The organism is Actinophytocola sp. (assembly GCF_035712165.1).
GTDB lineage: Bacteria > Actinomycetota > Actinomycetes > Mycobacteriales > Pseudonocardiaceae > DASYTH01.
Genome location: NZ_DASTBH010000120.1, coordinates 1 through 20109, shown reverse-complemented (window position 1 = coordinate 20109; position 20109 = coordinate 1). Strand labels below are relative to the sequence as shown.

The window sequence follows — 20109 nt, the reverse complement described above, 5'->3', positions numbered from 1 at the left end:
CCGAACGGGGCCGGAAAGTCCACGCTGCTCAAGGCGATCGCCGGGCTGGTGGCCAGCACCGGCGAGATCCTGCTCGACGAGGCTCCGGCCAGCGCGCTGCGCGATCGCGAGCGGGCTCGCCGGATCGGTTACGCCCCACAGATTCCGGTGCTGCCGGACGGGCTTTCGGTCACCGACTACGTGCTGCTCGGCCGCACCCCGCACCTCGGCCCACTGGCCCGCGAGGGCCGCGGGGACCTGGCCATCGTCGAGCAGGTGCTGGCCCGGCTCGACCTGTCCGCACTGGCCGGCCGGCTGCTGCGCACGCTGTCCGGCGGCGAACGGCAGCGCGCGGTGCTGGCCCGGGTGCTGGCCCAGCAGGCCGGACTGCTGCTGCTCGACGAACCGACCACGGGGCTGGACATCGGCCACGCCCAGGCCCTGCTCGACCTGGTCGACCGGCTGCGCGCCGAGGACGGCACCACCGTGGTGAGCACGCTGCACGACCTGACCTTCGCCGCCCAGTACGCCGACCGGCTGCTGCTGCTCGACGGCGGCCGGGTGGTGGCCGCCGGCACGCCCGCCGAGGTGCTCACCAGCGCGACGGTCGGCCGGCACTACGCCGCCGAGGTGGAGGTGCTGCACACCGCGCGCGGGCAGTTGGTGGTCGCGCCGTCGCGGACCTCTCCCGGAGCGAATTAGAACCTGTTACGTTTCCCACCATGATCCTGGATCTGTTCCGGTTGACCGGAAAGGTCGCCGTGGTGACGGGCGCGGGGCGGGGCATCGGGGCGGCGACGGCGCTCGCGCTGGCCGAGGCGGGCGCGGATGTGGTGATCTCCGCCCGGACCGAGAGCGATCTCGCCGACGTCGCCAAGCGGGTCGGCGAGGCCGGGCGGCGGGCGCTGGTGGTGCCGGCCGATCTGTCCGATCTCGACGCCGCGGCGGCACTGGCTCCGGCGGCGCGGGACGAGTTCGGCCGGCTGGACATCGTGATCAACAACGTCGGCGGCACGTATCCCCGGCCGTTCCTGGAAACCGACGCCGAGTTCCTGGAAGAGGCGTTCCGGTTCAACGTGGGCACGGCGCACGTGCTCACCCGGGCCGCGGTGCCGATCATGCTCGAGCACGGCGGCGGTGCGGTGGTGAACATCTCCTCGGTCATGGGCCGGGTCAGCGGGCGGGGATTCCTCGCCTACGGCACCGCGAAGGCCGCGCTCGCACACTTCACCGAACTGGCGGCGTTCGACCTGGCGCCGCGGATCCGGGTGAACGCGATCGCGGTCGGCTCGGTGGCCACCTCGGCGTTGTCCATCGTGCTCACCAGCGACGAGATCCGGGGCCGGATGGAACAGGCGACCCCGTTGCGGCGCATCGGATCCGCCGAGGAGGTCGCCGCCACCGCGCTGTTCCTCGCCGCGCCCGCAGGCGGTTTCGTCACCGGCAAGGTGCTCGAGGTGGATGGCGGCACCCAGGCGCCCAACCTCGACCTCGGCCTCCCGGACCTCTCATGACCTACCGGGTGGTGCAGTGGAGCACCGGAAACGTCGGCCGGCACGCGATCGCCGGCATCGACGCGCGGCCCGACCTCGACCTGGCCGGCGTCTGGGTGTCCACTTCGGACAAGATCGGCCGGGATGCCGGCGAGCTGGCCGGGTTGGGCCGCGATCTCGGGGTCGTCGCGACCGGTGACGCCGACGGGCTGCTCGCCCTGCGGCCGGACTGCGTGGTCTACACCGCGATGGCCGACGACCGGCTGACCGAGGCGATCGAGGACCTCACCCGGTTCCTGCGCGCCGGCATCAACGTGGTGTCCAGTTCGCCGGTCTTCCTCCAGTTCCCGCAAGGGATCGTGCCGGATGAGGCACTGGAACCGCTGCACGCCGCGGCCCGGGCGGGCGGGGCGTCGCTGTGGGTCAACGGCGTCGATCCCGGTTTCGCCAACGACTGGCTGCCCCTGGTGCTCACCTCGGTGTGCCAACGGATCGAGCAGGTCCGCTGCCTGGAGATCCTGGACTACAGCACCTACGACAACGCCAAGGTCCTGTTCGACATCATGGGTTTCGGCAAACCCTTGACGGACAAGCCGTTACTGCTCCAACCCGGCGTGCTGACGCTGGCCTGGGGCAGCGTGGTGCGCCAGCTCGCGGCGGGCCTCGGCGTGGAGCTGGACGCGGTGGAGCAGTCCTACGAGCGCCTGCCCGCCCCGTTCCCGATCCCGGCCGCCGCCGGCACCATCGAGACCGGCACCGCCGCCGCGCTGCGCTTCGAGGTGCGCGGCATGGTCGGCACCCGGGCCGTCTGCGTCCTGGAGCACGTCACCCGCCTGCACCCCGACCTCGCTCCCGACTGGCCCCAACCCGCCGGCGCGGGCTGCTACCGGGTCGAGATCACCGGCGAACCCAACTACACCCTCGACCTGCAACTGCTCGCCACCGACGGCGACCACAACACCGCCGGGCTCAAGGCCACCGCCATGCGCCTGGTCAACGCCATCCCGGCCGTGGTCGCCGCACCCCCGGGCCTGCTCACCGCGCTGGACCTTCCGCTCGTCACCGCAAAGGGGCTGGTCCGCTAGGGCTTGGGGTCTTCCTTGGCGGGTTCCTCGTCGGGGTCGTCGGGCTTGCCGGCGGGGACGTTGGCGGGCTCCTCAGCCGCTTCGGCGGGAGCCGGCTCGTCCTCGACATCGACCTCGGCATCGTCGGTGGCGTCCTCGGCCGGTTCCGCTTCGGAGTCGGCGGGTTCCGCTTCAGTGGTGTCGGCGTCCTTCGGGGCGGTGAGGGCGGCGAGATCCTCGCGCGGGCCGAGGCGCTTGGCCCAGATGAGGTAGGCGACGGCGCCGAGGAACACGACGATCGAGACCCAGACGTTGATGCGCAGGCCGAACACCTCGCGGGCGGGGTCGGTGCGCATCAGTTCGATCCAGGTGCGGCCGGCGGTGTAGCCGGCGACGTACAGCGCGAACGCGCGGCCGTGGCCCAGGCGGTAGCGCCGGTCGGCCCAGACGACCAGGGCGGCCACGGCGAGGTCCCACAGCAGTTCGTAGAGGAACGTGGGGTGGACGATGCGTTCCGGGATGTTGTTGACCGCCACCCCGCCCAGCGGGTCGTCGAAGCCCTGCTCGTTGACCCGGCGGTAGATCTCCAGACCCCACGGCAGGGTGGTGTCGCCGCCGTAGAGTTCCTGGTTGAAGTAGTTGCCGAGCCGTCCGATGGCCTGCGCGACCGCGATGCCCGGCGCCACGGCGTCGGCGAACGCGGGCAGCGGCACCTTGCGCCGCCGGCAGCCGATCCACGCGCCGACCCCGCCGAGCGCGATCGCCCCCCAGATGCCTAACCCGCCGTCCCAGATCCGCAGCGCGTCCAGCGGGTCCTTGCCCGGCCCGAAGTACCGGTCGTAGTCGGTCGCCACGTGGTAGAGCCGGCCGCCGACCAGGCCGAACGGCACGGCGAACACCGCGACGTCGATGACGGTCCCCGGCTGCCCGCCGCGCGCGACGAACCGGCGCTCGCCCCACCAGATCGCCACGATGATGCCGGCGATGATGCACAGCGCGTAGGCGCGGATCGGGATCGGTCCGAGGTGCCAGACCCCACGGTCGGGGCTGGGAAAGCTGGCCAGGAACACACTGGAGGCACTCACCACGGCGCTCACCGTAATGGGCGACTCAAGCCCCCCGGCGACCGGGGTTCGCCGACACCGGGGCGCCCACGGCGGGCCGCCGGACACCGGCCGCCAACTCGGTGGTGAGCGAGCGGACCGCGTCGACACCGTCCGCCGCCCGCGACACCAGCGCCGAGCCCACGATCACCGCGTCGGCGAACCCGGCGAGTTCGGCCGCCTGGTCGCCGGAGCGCACCCCGAGCCCCACCCCGATCGGCAGGTCGGTGTGCACCCGGGTGCGCTCGACCAGCCCGGCGGCGGCGCTGCCGACCGTCGCCCGCGCCCCGGTCACCCCCATCACCGCGGCCGCGTAGACGAACCCGGTCGTGGCCGCGACGGTCCGCACGATCCGCTCCTCGCTCGACGACGGCGCGAGCAGGAAGATCCGCTCCAGTCCGTGCTCGTCCGAGGCCGCCAGCCAGTCGTCCGCCTCGTCCGGCACCAGGTCCGGGGTGATCAGTCCGAGCCCGCCGGCCGCGGCCAGGTCCCGGGCGAAGGCGGACACCCCGTAGCGGTGCACGGGGTTCCAGTAGGTCATCACGACGGCCCGGCCGCCGGCCGAGGACACGCCCTCGACCACCCGGAACACGTCCCGCAGCCGGAACCCGCCGCGCAGCGCGGCGTCGGCGGCGGCCTGGATGGTCGGGCCGTCCATCACCGGGTCCGAGTACGGCACCCCGACCTCGACCAGGTCCGCGCCGGCCGCCACCATCGAACGCAGCAGCGTGATGGACTCGTCCACCGACGGGTAGCCGGCCGGCAGGTACCCGACCAGGGCGGCGCGCCCCTCGGCCCGGGTGGCGGCGAACAGCGGATCCAACGCGCCCATGTCAGTCCTTGAAGCCGAAGTACGTGGCGGCGGTGTCCATGTCCTTGTCCCCGCGCCCGGACAGGCACACCACGATCAGCCCGTCCGGCCCCAGTTCGGGGCCCAGCCGCAGCACCCCGGCCAGTGCGTGCGCGGACTCGATGGCCGGGATGATCCCCTCGGTCCGGGACAGCAGCCGGAAGGCCGCCATGGCCTCGGCGTCGGTCACCGGGTGGTACTCGGCCCGGCCGGTGTCCTTCAGCCAGGCGTGCTCCGGGCCGACGCCGGGGTAGTCCAGCCCGGCCGAGATCGAGTACGCCTCGATGGTCTGCCCGTCCTCGTCCTGCAGCAGGTAGGACCGCGCGCCGTGCAGCACGCCGGGGCTGCCCTCGGACAGCGTGGCGCCGTGTTCGCCGGACTCGATGCCGTGCCCGCCGGGCTCGAACCCGACCAGCCGCACGGCGGGGTCGTCGAGGAAGCCGTGGAAGATGCCGATGGCGTTCGAGCCGCCGCCGACGCAGGCCGCGACCACGTCCGGCAGCCGGCCGGCCTGTTCGAGGACCTGCTCCCGGGCCTCGATCCCGATGACCCGGTGGAAGTTGCGCACCAGCACCGGGAACGGGTGCCCGCCGGCCGCGGTGCCGAGCAGGTAGTGGGTGGAGTCCACGTTGGTGACCCAGTCACGCAGCGCCTCGTTGATCGCGTCCTTGAGCGTGCGGGACCCGGTCTTCACCGGGATGACCTCGGCGCCGAGCAACCGCATCCGGGCCACGTTCAGCGCCTGCCGCTCGGTGTCCACCTCGCCCATGTAGACCACGCAGTCCAGGCCCATCAGCGCGCACGCGGTGGCGGTGGCCACGCCGTGCTGGCCGGCGCCGGTCTCGGCGATGATCCGCTTCTTGCCCATCCGCTTGGCCAGCAGCGCCTGGCCCAGGACATTGTTGATCTTGTGTGAGCCGGTGTGGTTGAGGTCCTCGCGCTTGAGGAAGATCCGGACCCCGCCGGCGTGCTCGGCGAACCGCGGCGCCTCGGTCAGCAGCGACGGGCGGCCGGCATAGCCGCGCAGCAGCCGGTCCAGCTCGCCGGTGAACTCCGGGTCGATCCGTGCCTTGTCGTACTCGGCGGACAGCTCGTCCAGGGCGCCGATCAGCGCCTCCGGCAGGAACCGGCCGCCGTAGGGGCCGAAGTGCCCCTGCTCGTCCGGGCCGTGCTCGGACGAAGGCTCGTCCGGGTCCGGCGCTCCGGACGGCCGGCTCACCGGCTCGGCCTCGGGCATGCCGGGTGCGATCCCGCGGTGACCAGCTGGACCAGGGCGGCCTTCGGGTCGTCGGTGGCCACCAGGCCCTCGCCGACCAGCACGGCGTCCGCGCCGGCGCCGGCGTAGGCCATCAGGTCGCCGGGGCCGCGCACTCCGGACTCGGCCACCTTGACCACGTCCATCGGCAGGCCGGGGGCGATCCGGCCGAACACGTCCCGGTCCACCTCGAGGGTGTGCAGGTCACGCGCGTTGACCCCGATCGCCTTCGCGCCGGCCTCCAGCGCGCGGTCGGCCTCCTCGGCCGTGTGCACCTCGACCAGCGCGGTCATCCCCAGCGACTCCACCCGGTCCAGCAGCGCGATCAGGGCGTTCTGCTCGAGCGCTGCCACGATGAGCAGCACCAGGTCGGCGCCGTGCAGCCGGGCCTCGTGCACCTGGTAGGGACTGACGATGAAGTCCTTGCGCAACAAGGGAATGTCCACCACCGCGCGAACGGCGTCTAAATCGGCGAGCGAACCGCCGAACCGGCGGCCCTCGGTCAGCACGCTGATGACCCGCGCGCCGGCCGCCGCGTAGTCCTTGGCCAGCGCGGCCGGGTCGGCGATCGGAGCCAGCTCACCCCGGGACGGGCTACGCCGCTTGACCTCGGCGATGACCCCGATGTCGGCGGCCCGCAGGGCTGAGATGGCGTCCCTCGCCGGGGGCGCCTTCGCGGCAAGCTCCTTGAGGGCGTCGAAGGGAAGAGCCGCCTCGCGCGCGGCCAGATCCTCCCGCACGCCTTCGATAATCGACTCGAGAACACTCACAGGCCCTTGCCCCTTCCCGCCGCATGGATGCTAACCCCGTGCTATGAGGCGGTTCCGCACCGGGTCCGGGTCAATGTTCCTCGGTAGTCGGATCCTTACCCACAGACAAGGCCTGCCACATGTCCCCGTCCACGTTGTCCGGTTCGCGGGTGGCTCCGGGCGCCCGGTACCGCGCGCCCAGCCGGGGAAGCCCTCCCGGCCGCAGCGCGAGCACCGCTCCGGCCAGGAGCAGCAGCACCCCGCCCGCCACGGCCAGCCACCGGCCGGCCAGGAACGCGCCGGCCGGATCGGTGTAGCCGATCGCGTAGGACATCGCGGTGACCCCGCCGGCCATGAGCACCCCGCCGACCACCCGGCGCGGCCAGCCGCCGAGCGCGACGGCGGCGGCGAGCCCGGCCAGGGCCAGCAGGGCGAGCCCGACCAGGGGCGCGACCTCGGCGCCGGTCCGGGTGACCGTCGTGGTCGCGCCGGTGCCGGGCACCTGCCGCGTCCCGGTGGACCAGGCCAGCCGGGAGGAGGCCCACAGCGCCAGCGCCGCGAGCGGCAGCCCGGCTCCGGCGATCCACAGTGGACGGCGGGACATCTCAGCCGCCCGCCGGTCGCATGGTGCCGGCGGTGGCGATGGCGGCCAGCACCGCACCGGCCTTGTTGACGCACTCGGTGTCCTCGGCGACCGGGTCGGAGTCGGCCACGATGCCGGCGCCGGCCTGCACGTAGGCGACCCCGTCGCGGACCAGCGCGGTGCGGATGGCGATGGCCGTGTCGCCGTCCCCGGCGAAGTCCAGGTAGCCGACCACGCCGCCGTAGAGGCCGCGCCGGGTCGGCTCCAGCTCCTCGATCAGCTCCATGGCCCGCGGCTTGGGCGCGCCGGACAGCGTGCCGGCCGGGAAGCAGGCGGCCACGGCGTCGAACGCGGTCTTGCCCGCCGCCAGCTCGCCGGTCACGGTGGAGACGATGTGCATCACGTGGCTGTACCGCTCGACCCGGAAGAAGTCGACGACGGTCACGGTGCCCGGCTGGCACACCCGGCCCAGGTCGTTGCGGCCGAGGTCGACCAGCATCAGGTGCTCGGCCCGCTCCTTCTCGTCGACCAGCAGGTCCTTCTCCAGCAGCGCGTCCTCCTCGGGGTCGGCGCTGCGCCATCTCGTGCCGGCGATGGGGTGGGTGGTGGCCCGGCCGTCCCGCACCGTGACCAGTGACTCCGGGCTGGAGCCCACGATGTCGAAGCCGTCCAGCCGCAGCAGGTACATGTACGGGCTGGGGTTGGTGGCCCGCAGCACCCGGTAGATGTCCAGCGGGTCGGCGTCGGTGGACATCTCGAACCGCTGGGAGAGCACCACCTGGAACGCCTCACCGGCCCGGATGGCCTCCTTGGCGGTGCGCACCGCGGCGCAGAACTCGTCCCGGTCGCGGCGCCGCCGGTACTCCGGCCGGGGCCGGGCGAAGGCGGCGGCGGTGGGCGCGGCCGGGGTCTGCAGCCGGTCGGTCATCACGCCGAGCCGGCGCACCGCGTCGTCGTAGGCGGCGTCGACCCGCTGCGGGGTGTCGTCCCAGTTCACCGCGTTGGCGATCAGCGTGATGGTGCCCTCGTGGTGGTCCAGCGCGGCCAGGTCGGTGGCGAACAGCATGACCAGCTCGGGCAGCCGCAGGTCGTCCTCGGTGCGCTGGGGCAGCCGTTCCAGGCGGCGGACCGCGTCGTAGCCGATGTAGCCGACCATGCCGCCGGTGAGCGGGGGCAGCCCGGGCAGCGGGTCGGTGTGCAGCAGCCGGACGGTCTCGCGGAGCACGACCAGCGGGTCGCCGTCGGTGGGCAGGCCGACCGGGGTGGTGCCGGTCCAGCGGGCCGCGCCGCCGTCCGCGGTGAGCGCCGCCGGGCTGTGCACGCCCACGAACGACCAGCGCGACCAGGACCGGCCGTTCTCGGCGGACTCGAACAGGAAGGTGCCGGGCCGGCCCTCGGCCAGCTTGCGGTACACCCCCACCGGGGTCTCGGCGTCGGCGAGCAGCCGGCGCACCACGGGGATGACGCGGCGATCCGCGGCGAGTTGGTGGAACTCCTCGCGGGTCGGAGAGATCGCGCCCATTCCGGTCACCGGGCCGGCCGACACATCGAGCATGCTCACCATGGCGCCAATTCTGCCGTGCGGTGCTTCTCGACCTCTCGCGACTCACTGTCGTAAATTCATGGCACGTTGAAAAAACTTGCATATGGGTCCATGATGGATCGATGACCGACACGGTTGACCAGACCGAGGGCCGGCCGTCCCGGCGGCGTGGCCGGCGGCCGGGAGGCACGGACACCCGGACCGCGCTGCTCGACGCGGCCCGGCAGGTGTTCTCCGAGCAGGGCTACGACGGCGCGACGGTCCGCGCGATCGCCACCCGGGCCGGGGTCGACGCGGCCATGGTGAACCACTGGTTCGGCAGCAAGGAGGGCCTGTTCGTCAAGGCCGTGCTGCAACTGCCCTTCGACCCGGCCGACCTGTTCACGCGGCTGGCCGAGGGACCCGCCGACGCGCTGGGCGAGCGCATCGTGCGCACCTTCGTGACCACCTGGGACGCCACCGGCGGCGGGCACTTCACCGCCCTGGTGCGCAGCGTCTCCAGCCACGAGCAGGCCGCGCACCTGTTGAACGACTTCTTCGTCAAGGAGGTCTTCACCCGGATCGCCAACCAGGCGGCCCCGGACCAGGCCCACTTCCGGGGCAGCCTGGTCGGTTCGCAGATCGTGGGCCTGGGCATGGCGCGGTACGTGGTCCGGTTCGAGCCGCTGGCCTCGGCCGACGTCGAGCAGGTGGTCGCCGCCGTGGCCCCCAACGTGCAGCGCTACCTCACCGGAAACCTCGGCTAACCGACCAGGCCGTCGTCGAAGCAGGTGCGGGTGCCGGTGTGGCAGGCCGGGCCGGTCTGGTCGACCACCAGCAGCACGGTGTCGCCGTCGCAGTCGAGCCGGACCTCGTGCACGTGCTGGGTGTGGCCGGAGGTCTCCCCCTTGACCCAGAGCCGGCCCCGGCTGCGGGAGAAGTACGTGGCCCGGCGGGTGGTCAGGGTCAGGTCCAGCGCCTCGTCGTTCATCCAGGCCACCATCAGCACCTCGCCGGTGCCGCGCTGCTGGGCCACCGCGCAGACCAGCCCGTCGGCGTTGCGCCGCAGGCGACCCGCCAACTCCGGGGCTAGGGCCACCGGACCTCCACCCCGGCGTTGCGCAGCGCCAGCTTGACGTCGCCGATCCGCAACTGTCCAAAGTGGAACACACTGGCGGCGAGCACCGCGTCGGCGCCGGCCGAGACCGCCGGGGCGAAATGCTCGAGCGCGCCCGCGCCGCCGCTGGCCACCACCGGCACGTCCACCGCCGCCCGCACCAGTTCGATCAGTTCGAGGTCGAACCCGGCCTTGGTGCCGTCGGCGTCCATCGAGTTGAGCAGGATCTCGCCGACGCCCAGTTCCTGTCCGCGCGCCGCCCAGCCGACCGCGTCGATCCCGGTCCCCCGCCGGCCGCCGTGCGTGGTCACCTCGAACCACTCCCCGCCGGGCACCCGGCGCGCGTCCACCGACAGCACGACGCACTGCGAGCCGAACCGCTCCGCCGCCTCGCGTAACAGTTCGGGCCGTTCGATCGCCGCGGTGTTGATGCTGACCTTGTCCGCGCCGGCCCGCAGCAGACGGTCCACATCGGACACCGCGCGGATTCCCCCACCGACCGTGAGCGGGATGAACACCTGCTCCGCCGTGCGGCGTACCACGTCGTAGGTGGTCGCCCGGTCCGAGGAGGAGGCGGTGACGTCCAGGAAGGTCAACTCGTCGGCGCCCTCGGCGTCGTACGCGGCGGCCAGTTCGACCGGATCGCCGGCGTCGACGAGGTCGGCGAAGTTGACCCCCTTGACCACCCGGCCCGCGTCGACGTCGAGACACGGGATCACCCGAACCGCTACTGACATGCCGCCGAGCCTACGGTGTGGCGATACTGGGTTGCATGGCGCGCACAGGCCGCCGGCCCGGTCAGACGGAGACCCGCGAGGACATCCTCGCGGCCGCGCGCCGGCTGTTCGGCGAACGCGGCTACGACGGCACCACGATCCGGGGGATCGCGGCCGAGGCGGGGGTCAATCCCGCCCTGGTGCACCATTTCTTCGGCACCAAGGACCGGGTGTTCGTCGCCGCGCTGAACCTGCCGATCGATCCGGGCGCGGTGGTGGCCCGGCTGACCGACGGCCCGCGGGAGGAGACCGCGCAGCGGCTGCTGCGGATGTTCCTCGAGCTGTGGCGCGAGCCGGACAGCCGGGCGTCGTTCCTGGCGCTGGTGCGGTCGGTGTCCACCAACGAGCGGGCGGCGATGATGCTGCGCCAGTTCATCGAGCGGGTGATGCTGACCCGGCTGGCCGAGGCGCTGGACATTCCGAAGCTGCGCCTGACCGGGATGGTCGCGCAGGTCATGGGCATCGCGATGGTGCGCCACATCGTCGGCGTCGAGCCGATCGCCTCCGCGGACGAGGAGGAGATCGTGGCCATGGTGGCGCCGGTGCTCCAGCGTTACCTCGATCCGTCTTGACGCGGGAAACTCAGCGGGCGCAGAATTAAACACATGACTAATTCGTCCATCGTGGTGGAGGGACTCGAGGTCCGCCGCGGCGGCCGCGAGGTCCTGCGCTCGGTCGGCTTCACCGTGCCCACCGGTCAGGTCGCCGGTCTGATCGGGCCGAGCGGCTGTGGCAAGACGACGTTGATGCGCGCCATCGTCGGCGTGCAGATCGTGGCCGGCGGATCGGTCACCGTGCTCGGCGAACCCGCCGGCAGCCCGGCGCTGCGCAGGCGGATCGGTTACGCCACACAGAGTCCGTCGATCTACGCCGACCTCACCGTCACCGAGAACCTGCGCTACTTCGCCTCGGTCCTGCGCGCGCCCGCGGACGACGTGCGGCGGGTGATCAACGAGGTCGACCTGGCCGACCACGCGGACCAGGTGGTCGCGCAGCTGTCCGGCGGGCAGCGCAGCCGGGCCAACCTCGCGGTCGCCCTGCTCGGCGCCCCGGAACTGCTGGTGCTCGACGAGCCGACCGTCGGGCTGGACCCGGTGCTGCGCGACGACCTCTGGGCGATGTTCCACCGGCTCGCCGCCGGCGGAGTGACCCTGCTGGTGTCCAGCCACGTGATGGACGAGGCCGCCCGGTGCGAGCGGTTGCTGCTGCTGCGCGAGGGCCGGCTGCTCGCCGACGACAGCCCCGAGGGGCTGCGCGGCGCCACCGGGTTGCAGGACCTGGAACAGGCGTTCCTGCACCTGGTCCGGACCCAGGCGGTGGGATCATGAGCGTCGCGTTCACCCTGGCCACGTCCCGCCGGATCCTGACCCAACTCCGGCACGACCACCGCACGGTCGCGATGCTGGTGCTCGTCCCGTCGCTGCTGATGGTGCTGCTCCGCTACGTGCTCAACAGCCAGACGCTGTTCTCGCACTTCGCGCCGGCGCTGCTGGGCGTGTTCCCGTTCCTGATCATGTTCCTGGTCACCTCGGTGACGACCCTGCGCGAGCGCACCACGGCCACCCTGGAACGCCTGATGACCATGCCGATCGGCAAGCTGGACCTGCTGTTCGGCTACGCCCTGGCGTTCGGCCTGGTCGCCGTCGTCCAGGTGACCGTGGCGGCCACCATCTGCCTGACCTGGCTCGGCCTGGACATCGCCGGTGCGCTGTGGACGCTGCTGCTGATCGCCGTCCTCGACGCCCTCCTCGGCATGGCGCTCGGCCTGTTCGTCAGCGCCTTCGCCACCTCGGAGTTCCAGGCCATCCAGTTCATGCCGCTGTTCGTCCTGCCCCAGATCCTGCTCTGCGGCCTGTTCGTGCCGCGCGAGTCGATGGGCTGGCTGCTCAACGCCCTGTCCGACCTGATGCCGCTGTCCTACGCCGTGGACGCCCTCACCCACGTGACGAACTCCGCCGAGATCGACTCCACCCTCGTCGTCAACCTCCTCATCGTCGCCGCCTGTGCCGTCGCCGCCCTCGTCCTCGGCGCCGCCACCCTCCGCCGCCGCACCCCCTGACGGCCTCAGGAATCTCAGCGGGGTGGGGCTAGCCTGCGGGTATGGCATCTGAGGTCGATCGGCTGGCGGCCGGGAAGTACGTGTTGGTCACGACCTTTCGGCGGGACGGGCGGGCGGTGCCGACGCCGGTGTGGGTGGCGCGGGACGGGGACGAGCTGATCGTCTGGTCGGCGACCAAGGCCGGGAAGGTGAAGCGGATCCGGCGCAGCGGGGAGGTCGAGGTCGCGGCCTGCGACTTCCGCGGCAACCCCAGTGGACCGGTGGTGAAGGGGCACGCGCGAGTGCTCGACTCCGCCGGCACCGACCGGACCAGACGACTCATGAAGTCGAAGTACGGGGTGCTCGGCTGGGTCACCCTGACCGGCAGCCTGATCCGGCGCGGCCGGGACGGCAGCGTGGGGATCGCCATCACACTGGACGGCTGACAACCTGGTCGCGATCAGGCCGGCCGGGTGGCCGCCAGTGCCGCCTCGAGGGTGAAGTTCCCGGTGTAGAGGGCCTTGCCCACGATCGCGCCTTCGACACCGGCGTCGGCCATGCCGGCGAGCCGGACCAGGTCGTCGACTGTGGACACTCCGCCGGAGGCGATCACCGGGGCGTCGGTGCGCGCGCAGAACTCGGCCAGCAGGCCGTAGTTCGGGCCGGTCAGCGTGCCGTCCCGGCTGACGTCGGTCAGCACGTACCGCGCGCAGCCGTCCCGGTCCAGCCGGTCCAGGGTCTCCCACAGGTCACCGCCGTCCCGGGTCCAGCCGCGCGCGGCCAGGCGATGCGCGCCCGACTCGTCGATCCGGACATCCAGACCGACCGCGACCTGCTCGCCGTGCTCGGCGATCGCCCGGGCGCACCACGCCGGGTCCTCGAGCGCCGCGGTACCGAGGTTGACCCGGGCGCACCCGGTGGACAGCGCGGCGGCCAGCGACTCGTCATCGCGGATCCCGCCGGACAGTTCGACCCGGACATCGAGCCGGCCGACCACGTCGGCCAGCAGCGCACGGTTGCTGCCGCGCCCGAACGCGGCGTCGAGATCAACCAGATGGACCCAGTCCGCGCCGGCGGACTGCCAGGCCAGCGCGGCCTGCAGTGGGTCGCCGTAGTCGGTCTCGGTGCCGGCCGCGCCCTGGACCAGCCGAACCGCCTTGCCGTCAGCCACATCGACGGCAGGGAGAAGGTAGAACGTCACCGCTGCAGGTTAGCGACAAAGGCTCGCCACCCGGTCACCGGGAACTCGATGTTGCCGCCTTGGATGTTCTTGGAATCTCGCACGAGGGCCCGTTGTCCGGGTCGCCCTACCTCGACGCAGTCGCCACCATTGGTACTGAAGCTACTTTTCCGCCAGGCGATCATGGCCGTCTCGATCCGCGTAGAGCTCGGTTGCCATACCGGCAATCAGGTCTCTCGATTGTCGCTCAGACAACGCGGTTTCCCCCAGCGCGGCCAGGATTTCCTTATATGCGAGTATCTCCTCCGGCTGTTCCAGGAACAGACTGGACGTCTCACTGTCCAGATAGACGACAGGTTTGAAGTCGGCGAACTCCATGAGGGTGAAGTGGCCGGAAGTTGCGGCGTGCGCGCCGATCTCGGCAGGTACGACCCGCAGGGTGAGATTAGGACGAACCGACATTCGCAGCAGCTCGTGCAATTGATCAGACATCACTTCCGCGCCGCCCACCGGCAAGCGAAAGACGAACTCATGGACAAAAAACACGAATGTGGGTGGATGGTCGCGACTGAACAGGTTCTTGCGCGCGAGTCGCGCCGCGACCCGGTCGTCGATCTCGCTGTGCGGAATCCGGCCGGCCTCGCGGAACAGCGCCCGCGCGTATTCACCGGTTTGCAGCAGCCCCGGGATCAGCGTGTGCTGGAACACCCTGATCGAACTGGCCTTGTTCTCGTGGTCGACCAGGGTCCGCACCTGCTGCGGAAGGCGCGAGCCGTGCTGCTGGAACCAACCCGGGGTGTGCTGCTCGCGGCACAGTCCCATCAGGCGTTGCCGTTCCTTGCCCTTGACGCCGCACACGGCCAGGAACGCCGAGACATCCACTTCGGAGCCGCCGCGCAGGCCGGTCAGCAGCCGGGACACCTTGCTGTCCGACCAGCCCAGCCGCATCGCCGCCGCGCGACCGTTGAGACCGGCGCGCTCCATCACGAGGCGCAGCCCCTCGCCCAGTTCCCGGCTGCGTACAGTGGCCTGATCTCGCATGCCGGGTAGCTAAGCGTTTGTCCCCCGCGCAAGCAATTTGTCCCGCAGTTGGCGGGTTGACAGCAATGTGGACAATCGTCCGCCGGTCCGAAGGGGACATCGAGCGAGCACGTCTCGGGAATTCCTTACGATTCAGGCGAGGCTGCCCAGCCAGTTCCGCAGCAGCTCCGCGCCCGCGTCACCGGACTTCTCCGGGTGGAACTGGGTGGCCGACAACGGACCGTTCTCCACCGCGGCGACGAACTCGCCGCCGTGGTCGGCCCAGGTCACCTTCGGCTGCGGGAACGGCGGGTAGACCTCCAGCTCCCACGTGCGCGCCGCGTAGGAGTGCACGAAGTAGAACCGGGTCTGCTCGCCGATTCCGTCGAACAGCACGGAGCCCTCGGGCGCGCGGACCGTGTTCCAGCCCATGTGCGGCACGATCTCGGCCGCCAGCCGGTCCACCGTGCCGGGCCACTCGCCGCAGCCCTCGGTCTGCACGCCGTGCTCGATCCCGCGCTCGAACAGCACCTGCATGCCCACGCAGATGCCCAGCACCGGCCGGTTTCCGGCGAGCCGCTTGCCGATGATCCGGTCGCCGCGCACGCCGAGCAGGCCGCTCATCACCGCCGCGAACGCGCCGACCCCCGGCACCACCAGGCCGTCGCAGTCCAGCGCGGCCTGCCAGTCGGCCGTCACCTCGACCTCGGCGCCCACCCGGCGCAGGGCGCGCTCCGCCGACCGCAGGTTGCCCGATCCGTAGTCCAGGATCACCACTCGTGCCACGCGCCCAGGCTAACTTCGACCATGGTCGAGGTCGAGGGTAGGGTCGGCCGAGTGCCGAAGCTGCCGGACATGCTGACTATCGGAGAGGTGGTGCAGCGCAGCGGCGTCCCCCATACCGCGCTGCGGTTCTACGAGGAGCGCGGCCTGGTGGCGTCCGAGCGCACCACCGGCAACCAGCGCCGCTACCCGCGCGCCGTGCTGCGCCGGCTGGCGTTCATCCGCACCGCGCAGCGGGTCGGCCTCAGCCTGGAGGAGATCCGCGACGCCCTGGCAACGCTGCCTGACCAGCGCACCCCGACCAAGGCGGACTGGGCCCGGCTGTCCCAACTCTGGCGCGCCGAACTGGACGCCCGCATCGACGCCCTGCACCGCCTGCGCGAGCGGCTCACCGGCTGCATCGGCTGCGGCTGCCTGTCGCTGAAGACCTGCACCCTGATCAACCTGGACGACCGCCTCGCCCGGTTCGGCCCCGGCGCGCCCCTGCTCAAACCCGTCGCGGAAGGCGGCCTCCCCACCTGACTCGCGGGGGTCAGGAGGTGAGCCAGGCTACGGCGCCGCCTGCGGCCAGGACGGCGCAGACCAGCAGGGCGATCGCCAGGCCGCGGGCCTTCTTCCAGTTCGCGTAGACGCCGCCGAGCAGGAAGCCGGCGAGTCCGAGCAGCAGGATGGCGACGATCTCCGAGGACACACCGAGCAAACTAGCCCCCGTTGACCGGCCGGTACGCCTTGGCCCCGAAGGTGCGCGCGGCCGGGGTGGACAGCCGGGCGACCGCGTCCATCATGGTCCGGCCCAGCTTGGCCCGGGCCCGCAACGCCGGATGGGTGGCGCTGTAGTTGTCCGCGTTGACCGCCGGGTCCCCGCTGAACGTGCCGGCGGCGAACATCGCGTACGTCACCACCGGCGCGCCGGCCGCGTCGAAGATCACCCCGGCCTCGTTGCGGCCGTCGGCGAACCAGCCGGCCTTGGTGGCCACCCGCAGCCGCTCCGCCGAGGTCAGCTCCAGCCGCACGCCGTCGGTGAACGCACTCAGCGAGCGCAGCACGTTCAGCAGGTAGTCCGTGGACGCCGGGGACAGCAGCGTCCCGCCGACCAGCATCCGCAGCAGCGTGTGCGTCTCGTTCGGTGTGGTGCGGCCGAGGAAGAACCGGTTCGGGTTGGCCACCGGCACCACCTGGGTCTGCACGAACCCCTTCGCCCGCAGGATCTCGTTGAGCTCCAGCGCCGGGCAGACCAGCCCGCACAGCCGCACGCACGTGTTGTCCGAGACGGTGAGCAGCAGCGACATCACATGGCCCAGCGTCACCGAACTGGGATAGGCCCGGTCCAGCGCGAACACCCCGTCGGTGTCCTGGATGACGATCGAGGCCGGCACCTCGACCCGCTGGTCCAGGGTGAGCAGCCCGCGGTCGACCTTGTCCAGCACCGCCGTGGCCACCGCGATCTTGTTCACGCTGTACGCCTCGACCACGGTGTCCGCACCGGCCGAGACCGCCGTCCCGTCCGTGACACTGATCATCGACGACCAGGTGCCGCCGGCCCGGGCGGTCTCCCGGTCGTACACCCGCGCGATCCGCCTGCGCGCCGCCTCGGGCGTGGCCGGCGGGCCCGCGGTGTCAGCGTCGTCGGCGGCCACCGCCGGCCCCTGACCCAGCATCGTCCCGGCAGCTGCGGCCGCCCCTACTCCGATTACCTGCCTGCGATTGAACCCCATACCCTCGAAGACGATCTATCGCCGGCAAAGGTTGCCATCACAGGACACCTTTCGTGGACGGAATTCCGCCCAGCCGCGGGTCCGCCTCCACCGCCGCCCGCATCGCCCTGGCCACCGCCTTGTACTGCGCCTCGGTGATGTGGTGCGGATCCCGGCCGTGCAGGACCCGAAGGTGCAGGGCGATCTGCGCGTGGAAGGCCAGCGACTCGAACACGTGCCGGTTCAGCACGGTCGGGTAGTTGCCGCCGACCACGAAGCCCACCAGTGACTCCGGCTCGCCGGTGAGCACGCAGTACGGCCGGCCGGACACGTCGACCGTGGCGTGCGCGAGCGTCTCGTCCATCGGGATCCAGGCGTCGCCGAACCGCCGGATGCCCTTCTTGTCGCCCAGCGCCGAGCGGATCGCCTCGCCCAGCACGATCGCCACGTCCTCGACCGTGTGGTGCGCGTCCACCTCGATGTCCCCGGTGGCCGCCACGGTCAGGTCGAACGCCCCGTGCACGCCGAAGGAGGTGAGCATGTGGTCGTAGAACGGAACCCCGGTGGACACGTCGGCCGTGCCGGTGCCGTCGAGGTTGATCTCGACGGTGACCTTGGACTCCTTGGTGATCCGCTCCACCCTGCCGATACGGCTCACGAAATCTCCTTGCTCGCTTTCAGGAACGCGTCGTTCTCGGCCGGGGTGCCGATGGTGACCCGCAGATGGTTCGGGATACCCACGTCCCTGATCAGCACACCACGGTCCAGGTACGCCTGCCAGGCGGCCTTGGCATCGCCGAAGTGTCCGAACAGGACGAAGTTCGCGTCGCTGGGCACCGGCCGGTATCCCATGCCGCGTAACGAGTCCACCACGCGGTCCCGCTCCGCGGCCAGCGCCGCGACCGAGCGCAGCGTCTCCTCCGCGTGCCGCAGCGCGGCCCGCGCCGCCGCCTGGGTGAGCGTGGACAGATGGTAGGGCAACCGAACCAGCAGCAGCGCGGCCACGATGGCCGGCGCGGCGGCGAGATAGCCCAGCCGGCCGCCGGCGAACGCGAACGCCTTGCTCATGGTCCGGGTGACGATCACCTTGGCCGGGAACTCGGCGAGCAGGTGCACGGCGCTGGGCCGGCCGGAGAACTCCGCGTACGCCTCGTCGATCACCACCAGGGCCGGCGCGGCGCGGACCACCTCGCGCAGTTCGGCCACCGGGATCGAACCGCCGGTCGGGTTGTTCGGGCTGGTCAGGAACACCACGTCGGGCGCGTGCTCGGCGACGATCCGGGCCGCTTTCGCGGTGTCCACGGTGAAGTCGTCCCGGCGCGGGGTCGGCGCCCACTCGGTGCGGGTGCCAGCGGCGATGATCGGGTGCATCGAGTAGGACGGTTCGAAGCCCAGCGCGACCCGGCCCGGACCGCCGAACGCCTGCAGGACCTGCTGCAGGATCTCGTTGGAACCGTTGGCCGCCCACAGGTTCCCCGACTCCAGCGGCACCCCGGTCGTGCCGGCCAGGTAGCCGGCCAGGTCGGTGCGCAGTGCGACCGCGTCGCGGTCCGGGTACCGGTGCAGGGTCGCGGCCACCTCCCGGGCCGCGGCAGCCACGTCGGCGACCAGCGCCGGCGGCGGCGGGTAGGGGTTCTCGTTGGTGTTGAGCCGAACCGGCACGTCGATCTGCGGCGCGCCGTACGGGGTGCGGCCGCGCAGGTCGGTCCGCAGCGGCAGGTCGGCGAGCCCGATCTCCTCGCCGATCATGCGCGGAATCTCGCCGTCACGGCCTGCCCGTGTGCGGGTAGGTCCTCGGCGGTGGCCAGCGCGACCACCTGGTCGGCCACCGCGCGCAGCGCGTCCTCGCTGTAGTCCACGACATGGATGCCGCGCAGGAAGGTCTGCACCGAAAGGCCCGAGGAGTGCCGGGCGCAGCCGCCGGTGGGCAGCACGTGGTTGGAGCCCGCGCAGTAGTCGCCGAGCGAGACCGGCGCGTGCGGACCGACGAAGATCGCCCCGGCGTTGCGCACCCGGGCCGCCACCTCGCGCGGGGCCGCGGTCTGGATCTCCAGGTGCTCGGCGGCGTAGGCGTTCACCACCCGCAGCCCGTCGTCCACAGTGGACACCAGGACGCAGCCGGACTGCTTGCCGCGCAGCGCGGTGGCGATCCGCTCGTGGTGCTTGGTGGCGACGACCTGGCTCGCCAGCTCGGCGTCCACCGCGTCGGCCAGCTCCACCGAGTCGGTGACCAGCACGCTCGCCGCCAGCGTGTCGTGCTCGGCCTGGCTGATCAGGTCCGCGGCGACGTGCACCGGGTCCGCGGTGGTGTCGGCCAGCACGGCGATCTCGGTCGGCCCGGCCTCCGAGTCGATCCCGATCATGCCGCGCAGCAACCGTTTGGCCGCGGTGAGGTAGACGTTTCCAGGCCCGGTCACCATGTCCACCGGCACCAGTTCGGCGCCGTCGGTGTCCACCCCGCCGTAGGCCAGCAGGGCCACCGCCTGCGCGCCGCCGACCGCCCACACCTCGGCCACCCCGAGCAGAGCCGCCGCGGCGATGATCGTCGGATGCGGCAGGCCGCCGTACTCGGCCTGCGGCGGCGAGCACACCACCAGCGACTCCACCCCGGCAAGCTGCGCCGGAACCACGTTCATGATCACACTGGACGGGTAGACGGCCAGGCCACCCGGCGCGTACAGCCCGACCCGGCCCACCGGCACCCACCGCTCGGTGACCGTCCCGCCCGGCACCACCTGCGTGGTGACGTCGGTGCGGCGCTGGTCGGCGTGCACCGCCCGGGCCCGGGCGATCGACTCCTCGAGCGCGTCCCGCACGGCCGGGTCCAACTCGCGCAGCGCGTCGGTCAGCCGCTGCGCCGGCACCCGCACCGTCTCCGGGCGCACCCGGTCGAACCGCTCGGT

26 protein-coding genes are annotated in these 20109 nt (G+C 71.9%); 9 read left to right on the top strand and 17 right to left on the bottom strand.

What is annotated here, in order from left to right:
- From VFO68_RS06300 to VFO68_RS06290, 3 genes are all read left to right on the top strand, one after another.
- A partial coding sequence (locus tag VFO68_RS06300; protein ID WP_325157207.1) for an ABC transporter ATP-binding protein occupies window positions 1-681 on the top strand: 681 nt, incomplete at its 5' end.
- A gap of 20 nt (window positions 682-701) precedes the next feature.
- Window positions 702-1493, top strand: a complete 792-nt coding sequence (locus VFO68_RS06295; RefSeq protein WP_325157206.1) for an SDR family oxidoreductase — start codon at window positions 702-704, stop codon at window positions 1491-1493.
- A complete protein-coding gene (locus VFO68_RS06290) occupies window positions 1490-2557 on the top strand; it encodes a diacylglycerol kinase (RefSeq protein WP_325157205.1) in 1068 nt (355 codons plus the stop codon). Before VFO68_RS06295 ends, VFO68_RS06290 begins: the two co-directional genes overlap by 4 nt.
- Here the strand turns inward: VFO68_RS06290 and lgt are convergent.
- From lgt to VFO68_RS06260, 6 genes are all read right to left on the bottom strand, one after another.
- Window positions 2554-3624, bottom strand: coding sequence for a prolipoprotein diacylglyceryl transferase (gene lgt, locus VFO68_RS06285; protein WP_325157204.1), 1071 nt, complete (start codon window positions 3622-3624; stop codon window positions 2554-2556). The two genes, VFO68_RS06290 and lgt, sit on opposite strands and share 4 nt — an antisense overlap.
- Window positions 3625-3646: 22 nt before the next feature.
- The gene (trpA, locus tag VFO68_RS06280) at window positions 3647-4471 is read right to left on the bottom strand and encodes a tryptophan synthase subunit alpha (protein WP_325157203.1); all 825 of its coding nucleotides are present in this window, start codon (window positions 4469-4471) and stop codon (window positions 3647-3649) included.
- A 1-nt stretch (window position 4472) separates the two neighbouring features.
- Window positions 4473-5726: a tryptophan synthase subunit beta gene (trpB, locus tag VFO68_RS06275; protein ID WP_325157202.1), complete on the bottom strand. Its 1254-nt coding sequence runs from the start codon at window positions 5724-5726 to the stop codon at window positions 4473-4475.
- Window positions 5705-6514, bottom strand: coding sequence for an indole-3-glycerol phosphate synthase TrpC (gene trpC, locus VFO68_RS06270; protein ID WP_325157201.1), 810 nt, complete (start codon window positions 6512-6514; stop codon window positions 5705-5707). Before trpC ends, trpB begins: the two co-directional genes overlap by 22 nt.
- Before the next feature lie 70 nt (window positions 6515-6584).
- A complete protein-coding gene (locus VFO68_RS06265) occupies window positions 6585-7097 on the bottom strand; it encodes a Trp biosynthesis-associated membrane protein (RefSeq protein WP_325157200.1) in 513 nt (170 codons plus the stop codon).
- Window position 7098: 1 nt separating this feature from the next.
- Window positions 7099-8631: an anthranilate synthase component I gene (locus VFO68_RS06260; RefSeq protein ID WP_325157209.1), complete on the bottom strand. Its 1533-nt coding sequence runs from the start codon at window positions 8629-8631 to the stop codon at window positions 7099-7101.
- A 110-nt stretch (window positions 8632-8741) separates the two neighbouring features.
- On the opposite strand from VFO68_RS06260, the gene VFO68_RS06255 reads away from it, so the two are divergent.
- Window positions 8742-9365 carry a TetR family transcriptional regulator gene (locus VFO68_RS06255; protein ID WP_325157199.1) on the top strand — a complete coding sequence of 208 codons (624 nt, stop codon included), beginning with the start codon at window positions 8742-8744 and terminating at the stop codon, window positions 9363-9365.
- On the opposite strand, the gene hisI is transcribed toward VFO68_RS06255, so the two are convergent.
- Both hisI and hisF read right to left on the bottom strand, forming a co-directional pair.
- Complete coding sequence (gene hisI, locus VFO68_RS06250) at window positions 9362-9697, bottom strand: phosphoribosyl-AMP cyclohydrolase (RefSeq protein ID WP_325157198.1); 336 nt, start codon at window positions 9695-9697, stop codon at window positions 9362-9364. The genes VFO68_RS06255 and hisI overlap by 4 nt on opposite strands.
- Entirely contained in the window at window positions 9688-10452 is a 765-nt protein-coding gene (hisF, locus tag VFO68_RS06245) for an imidazole glycerol phosphate synthase subunit HisF (protein WP_325157197.1), read from the bottom strand. Before hisF ends, hisI begins: the two co-directional genes overlap by 10 nt.
- Window positions 10453-10487: 35 nt before the next feature.
- Here hisF and VFO68_RS06240 point away from each other — a divergent pair, with 35 nt between their 5' ends.
- The 4 genes from VFO68_RS06240 to VFO68_RS06225 are packed head-to-tail and all read left to right on the top strand — an operon-like array spanning window position 10488 to window position 12975.
- Window positions 10488-11063: a TetR family transcriptional regulator gene (locus VFO68_RS06240; protein ID WP_325157196.1), complete on the top strand. Its 576-nt coding sequence runs from the start codon at window positions 10488-10490 to the stop codon at window positions 11061-11063.
- A 33-nt stretch (window positions 11064-11096) separates the two neighbouring features.
- A complete protein-coding gene (locus VFO68_RS06235) occupies window positions 11097-11819 on the top strand; it encodes an ABC transporter ATP-binding protein (protein WP_325157195.1) in 723 nt (240 codons plus the stop codon).
- Window positions 11816-12550 carry an ABC transporter permease gene (locus VFO68_RS06230; RefSeq protein ID WP_325157194.1) on the top strand — a complete coding sequence of 245 codons (735 nt, stop codon included), beginning with the start codon at window positions 11816-11818 and terminating at the stop codon, window positions 12548-12550. The genes VFO68_RS06235 and VFO68_RS06230 overlap by 4 nt, the downstream gene beginning before the upstream one ends.
- Before the next feature lie 41 nt (window positions 12551-12591).
- Window positions 12592-12975 (top strand): PPOX class F420-dependent oxidoreductase, encoded by a 384-nt coding sequence (locus tag VFO68_RS06225; protein WP_325157193.1) that lies wholly within the window; start codon window positions 12592-12594, stop codon window positions 12973-12975.
- A 14-nt stretch (window positions 12976-12989) separates the two neighbouring features.
- On the opposite strand, the gene priA is transcribed toward VFO68_RS06225, so the two are convergent.
- The 4 genes from priA to hisH all read right to left on the bottom strand — a co-directional run bounded on the left by priA (window position 12990) and on the right by hisH (window position 15506).
- Window positions 12990-13730: a bifunctional 1-(5-phosphoribosyl)-5-((5-phosphoribosylamino)methylideneamino)imidazole-4-carboxamide isomerase/phosphoribosylanthranilate isomerase PriA gene (gene priA, locus VFO68_RS06220; protein ID WP_325157192.1), complete on the bottom strand. Its 741-nt coding sequence runs from the start codon at window positions 13728-13730 to the stop codon at window positions 12990-12992.
- Window positions 13727-13894: a DUF397 domain-containing protein gene (locus VFO68_RS06215; protein ID WP_325157191.1), complete on the bottom strand. Its 168-nt coding sequence runs from the start codon at window positions 13892-13894 to the stop codon at window positions 13727-13729. The genes priA and VFO68_RS06215 overlap by 4 nt, the downstream gene beginning before the upstream one ends.
- Window positions 13872-14750 (bottom strand): helix-turn-helix transcriptional regulator, encoded by an 879-nt coding sequence (locus tag VFO68_RS06210; RefSeq protein ID WP_325157190.1) that lies wholly within the window; start codon window positions 14748-14750, stop codon window positions 13872-13874. Before VFO68_RS06210 ends, VFO68_RS06215 begins: the two co-directional genes overlap by 23 nt.
- A 132-nt stretch (window positions 14751-14882) precedes the next feature.
- On the bottom strand, window positions 14883-15506 hold the full coding sequence (gene hisH, locus VFO68_RS06205; RefSeq protein ID WP_325157208.1) for an imidazole glycerol phosphate synthase subunit HisH: 624 nt from the start codon (window positions 15504-15506) through the stop codon (window positions 14883-14885).
- Window positions 15507-15566: 60 nt separating this feature from the next.
- Between hisH and soxR the strand changes: the two genes are divergently transcribed.
- Window positions 15567-16034, top strand: a complete 468-nt coding sequence (gene soxR, locus VFO68_RS06200; protein ID WP_325157189.1) for a redox-sensitive transcriptional activator SoxR — start codon at window positions 15567-15569, stop codon at window positions 16032-16034.
- 10 nt (window positions 16035-16044) lie between these two features.
- Here the strand turns inward: soxR and VFO68_RS06195 are convergent, their stop codons facing one another.
- The 5 genes from VFO68_RS06195 to hisD form a co-directional block, all read right to left on the bottom strand.
- Window positions 16045-16203, bottom strand: coding sequence for a hypothetical protein (locus tag VFO68_RS06195; RefSeq protein WP_325157188.1), 159 nt, complete (start codon window positions 16201-16203; stop codon window positions 16045-16047).
- A 10-nt stretch (window positions 16204-16213) separates the two neighbouring features.
- Window positions 16214-17170, bottom strand: a complete 957-nt coding sequence (locus VFO68_RS06190; RefSeq protein WP_325157187.1) for a serine hydrolase — start codon at window positions 17168-17170, stop codon at window positions 16214-16216.
- A gap of 94 nt (window positions 17171-17264) precedes the next feature.
- A complete protein-coding gene (hisB, locus tag VFO68_RS06185) occupies window positions 17265-17864 on the bottom strand; it encodes an imidazoleglycerol-phosphate dehydratase HisB (protein WP_325157186.1) in 600 nt (199 codons plus the stop codon).
- Window positions 17861-18955 (bottom strand): histidinol-phosphate transaminase, encoded by a 1095-nt coding sequence (locus VFO68_RS06180; RefSeq protein WP_325157185.1) that lies wholly within the window; start codon window positions 18953-18955, stop codon window positions 17861-17863. Before VFO68_RS06180 ends, hisB begins: the two co-directional genes overlap by 4 nt.
- A partial coding sequence (gene hisD / locus VFO68_RS06175; RefSeq protein ID WP_325157184.1) for a histidinol dehydrogenase occupies window positions 18952-20109 on the bottom strand: 1158 nt, incomplete at its 5' end. The genes hisD and VFO68_RS06180, both read right to left, overlap by 4 nt.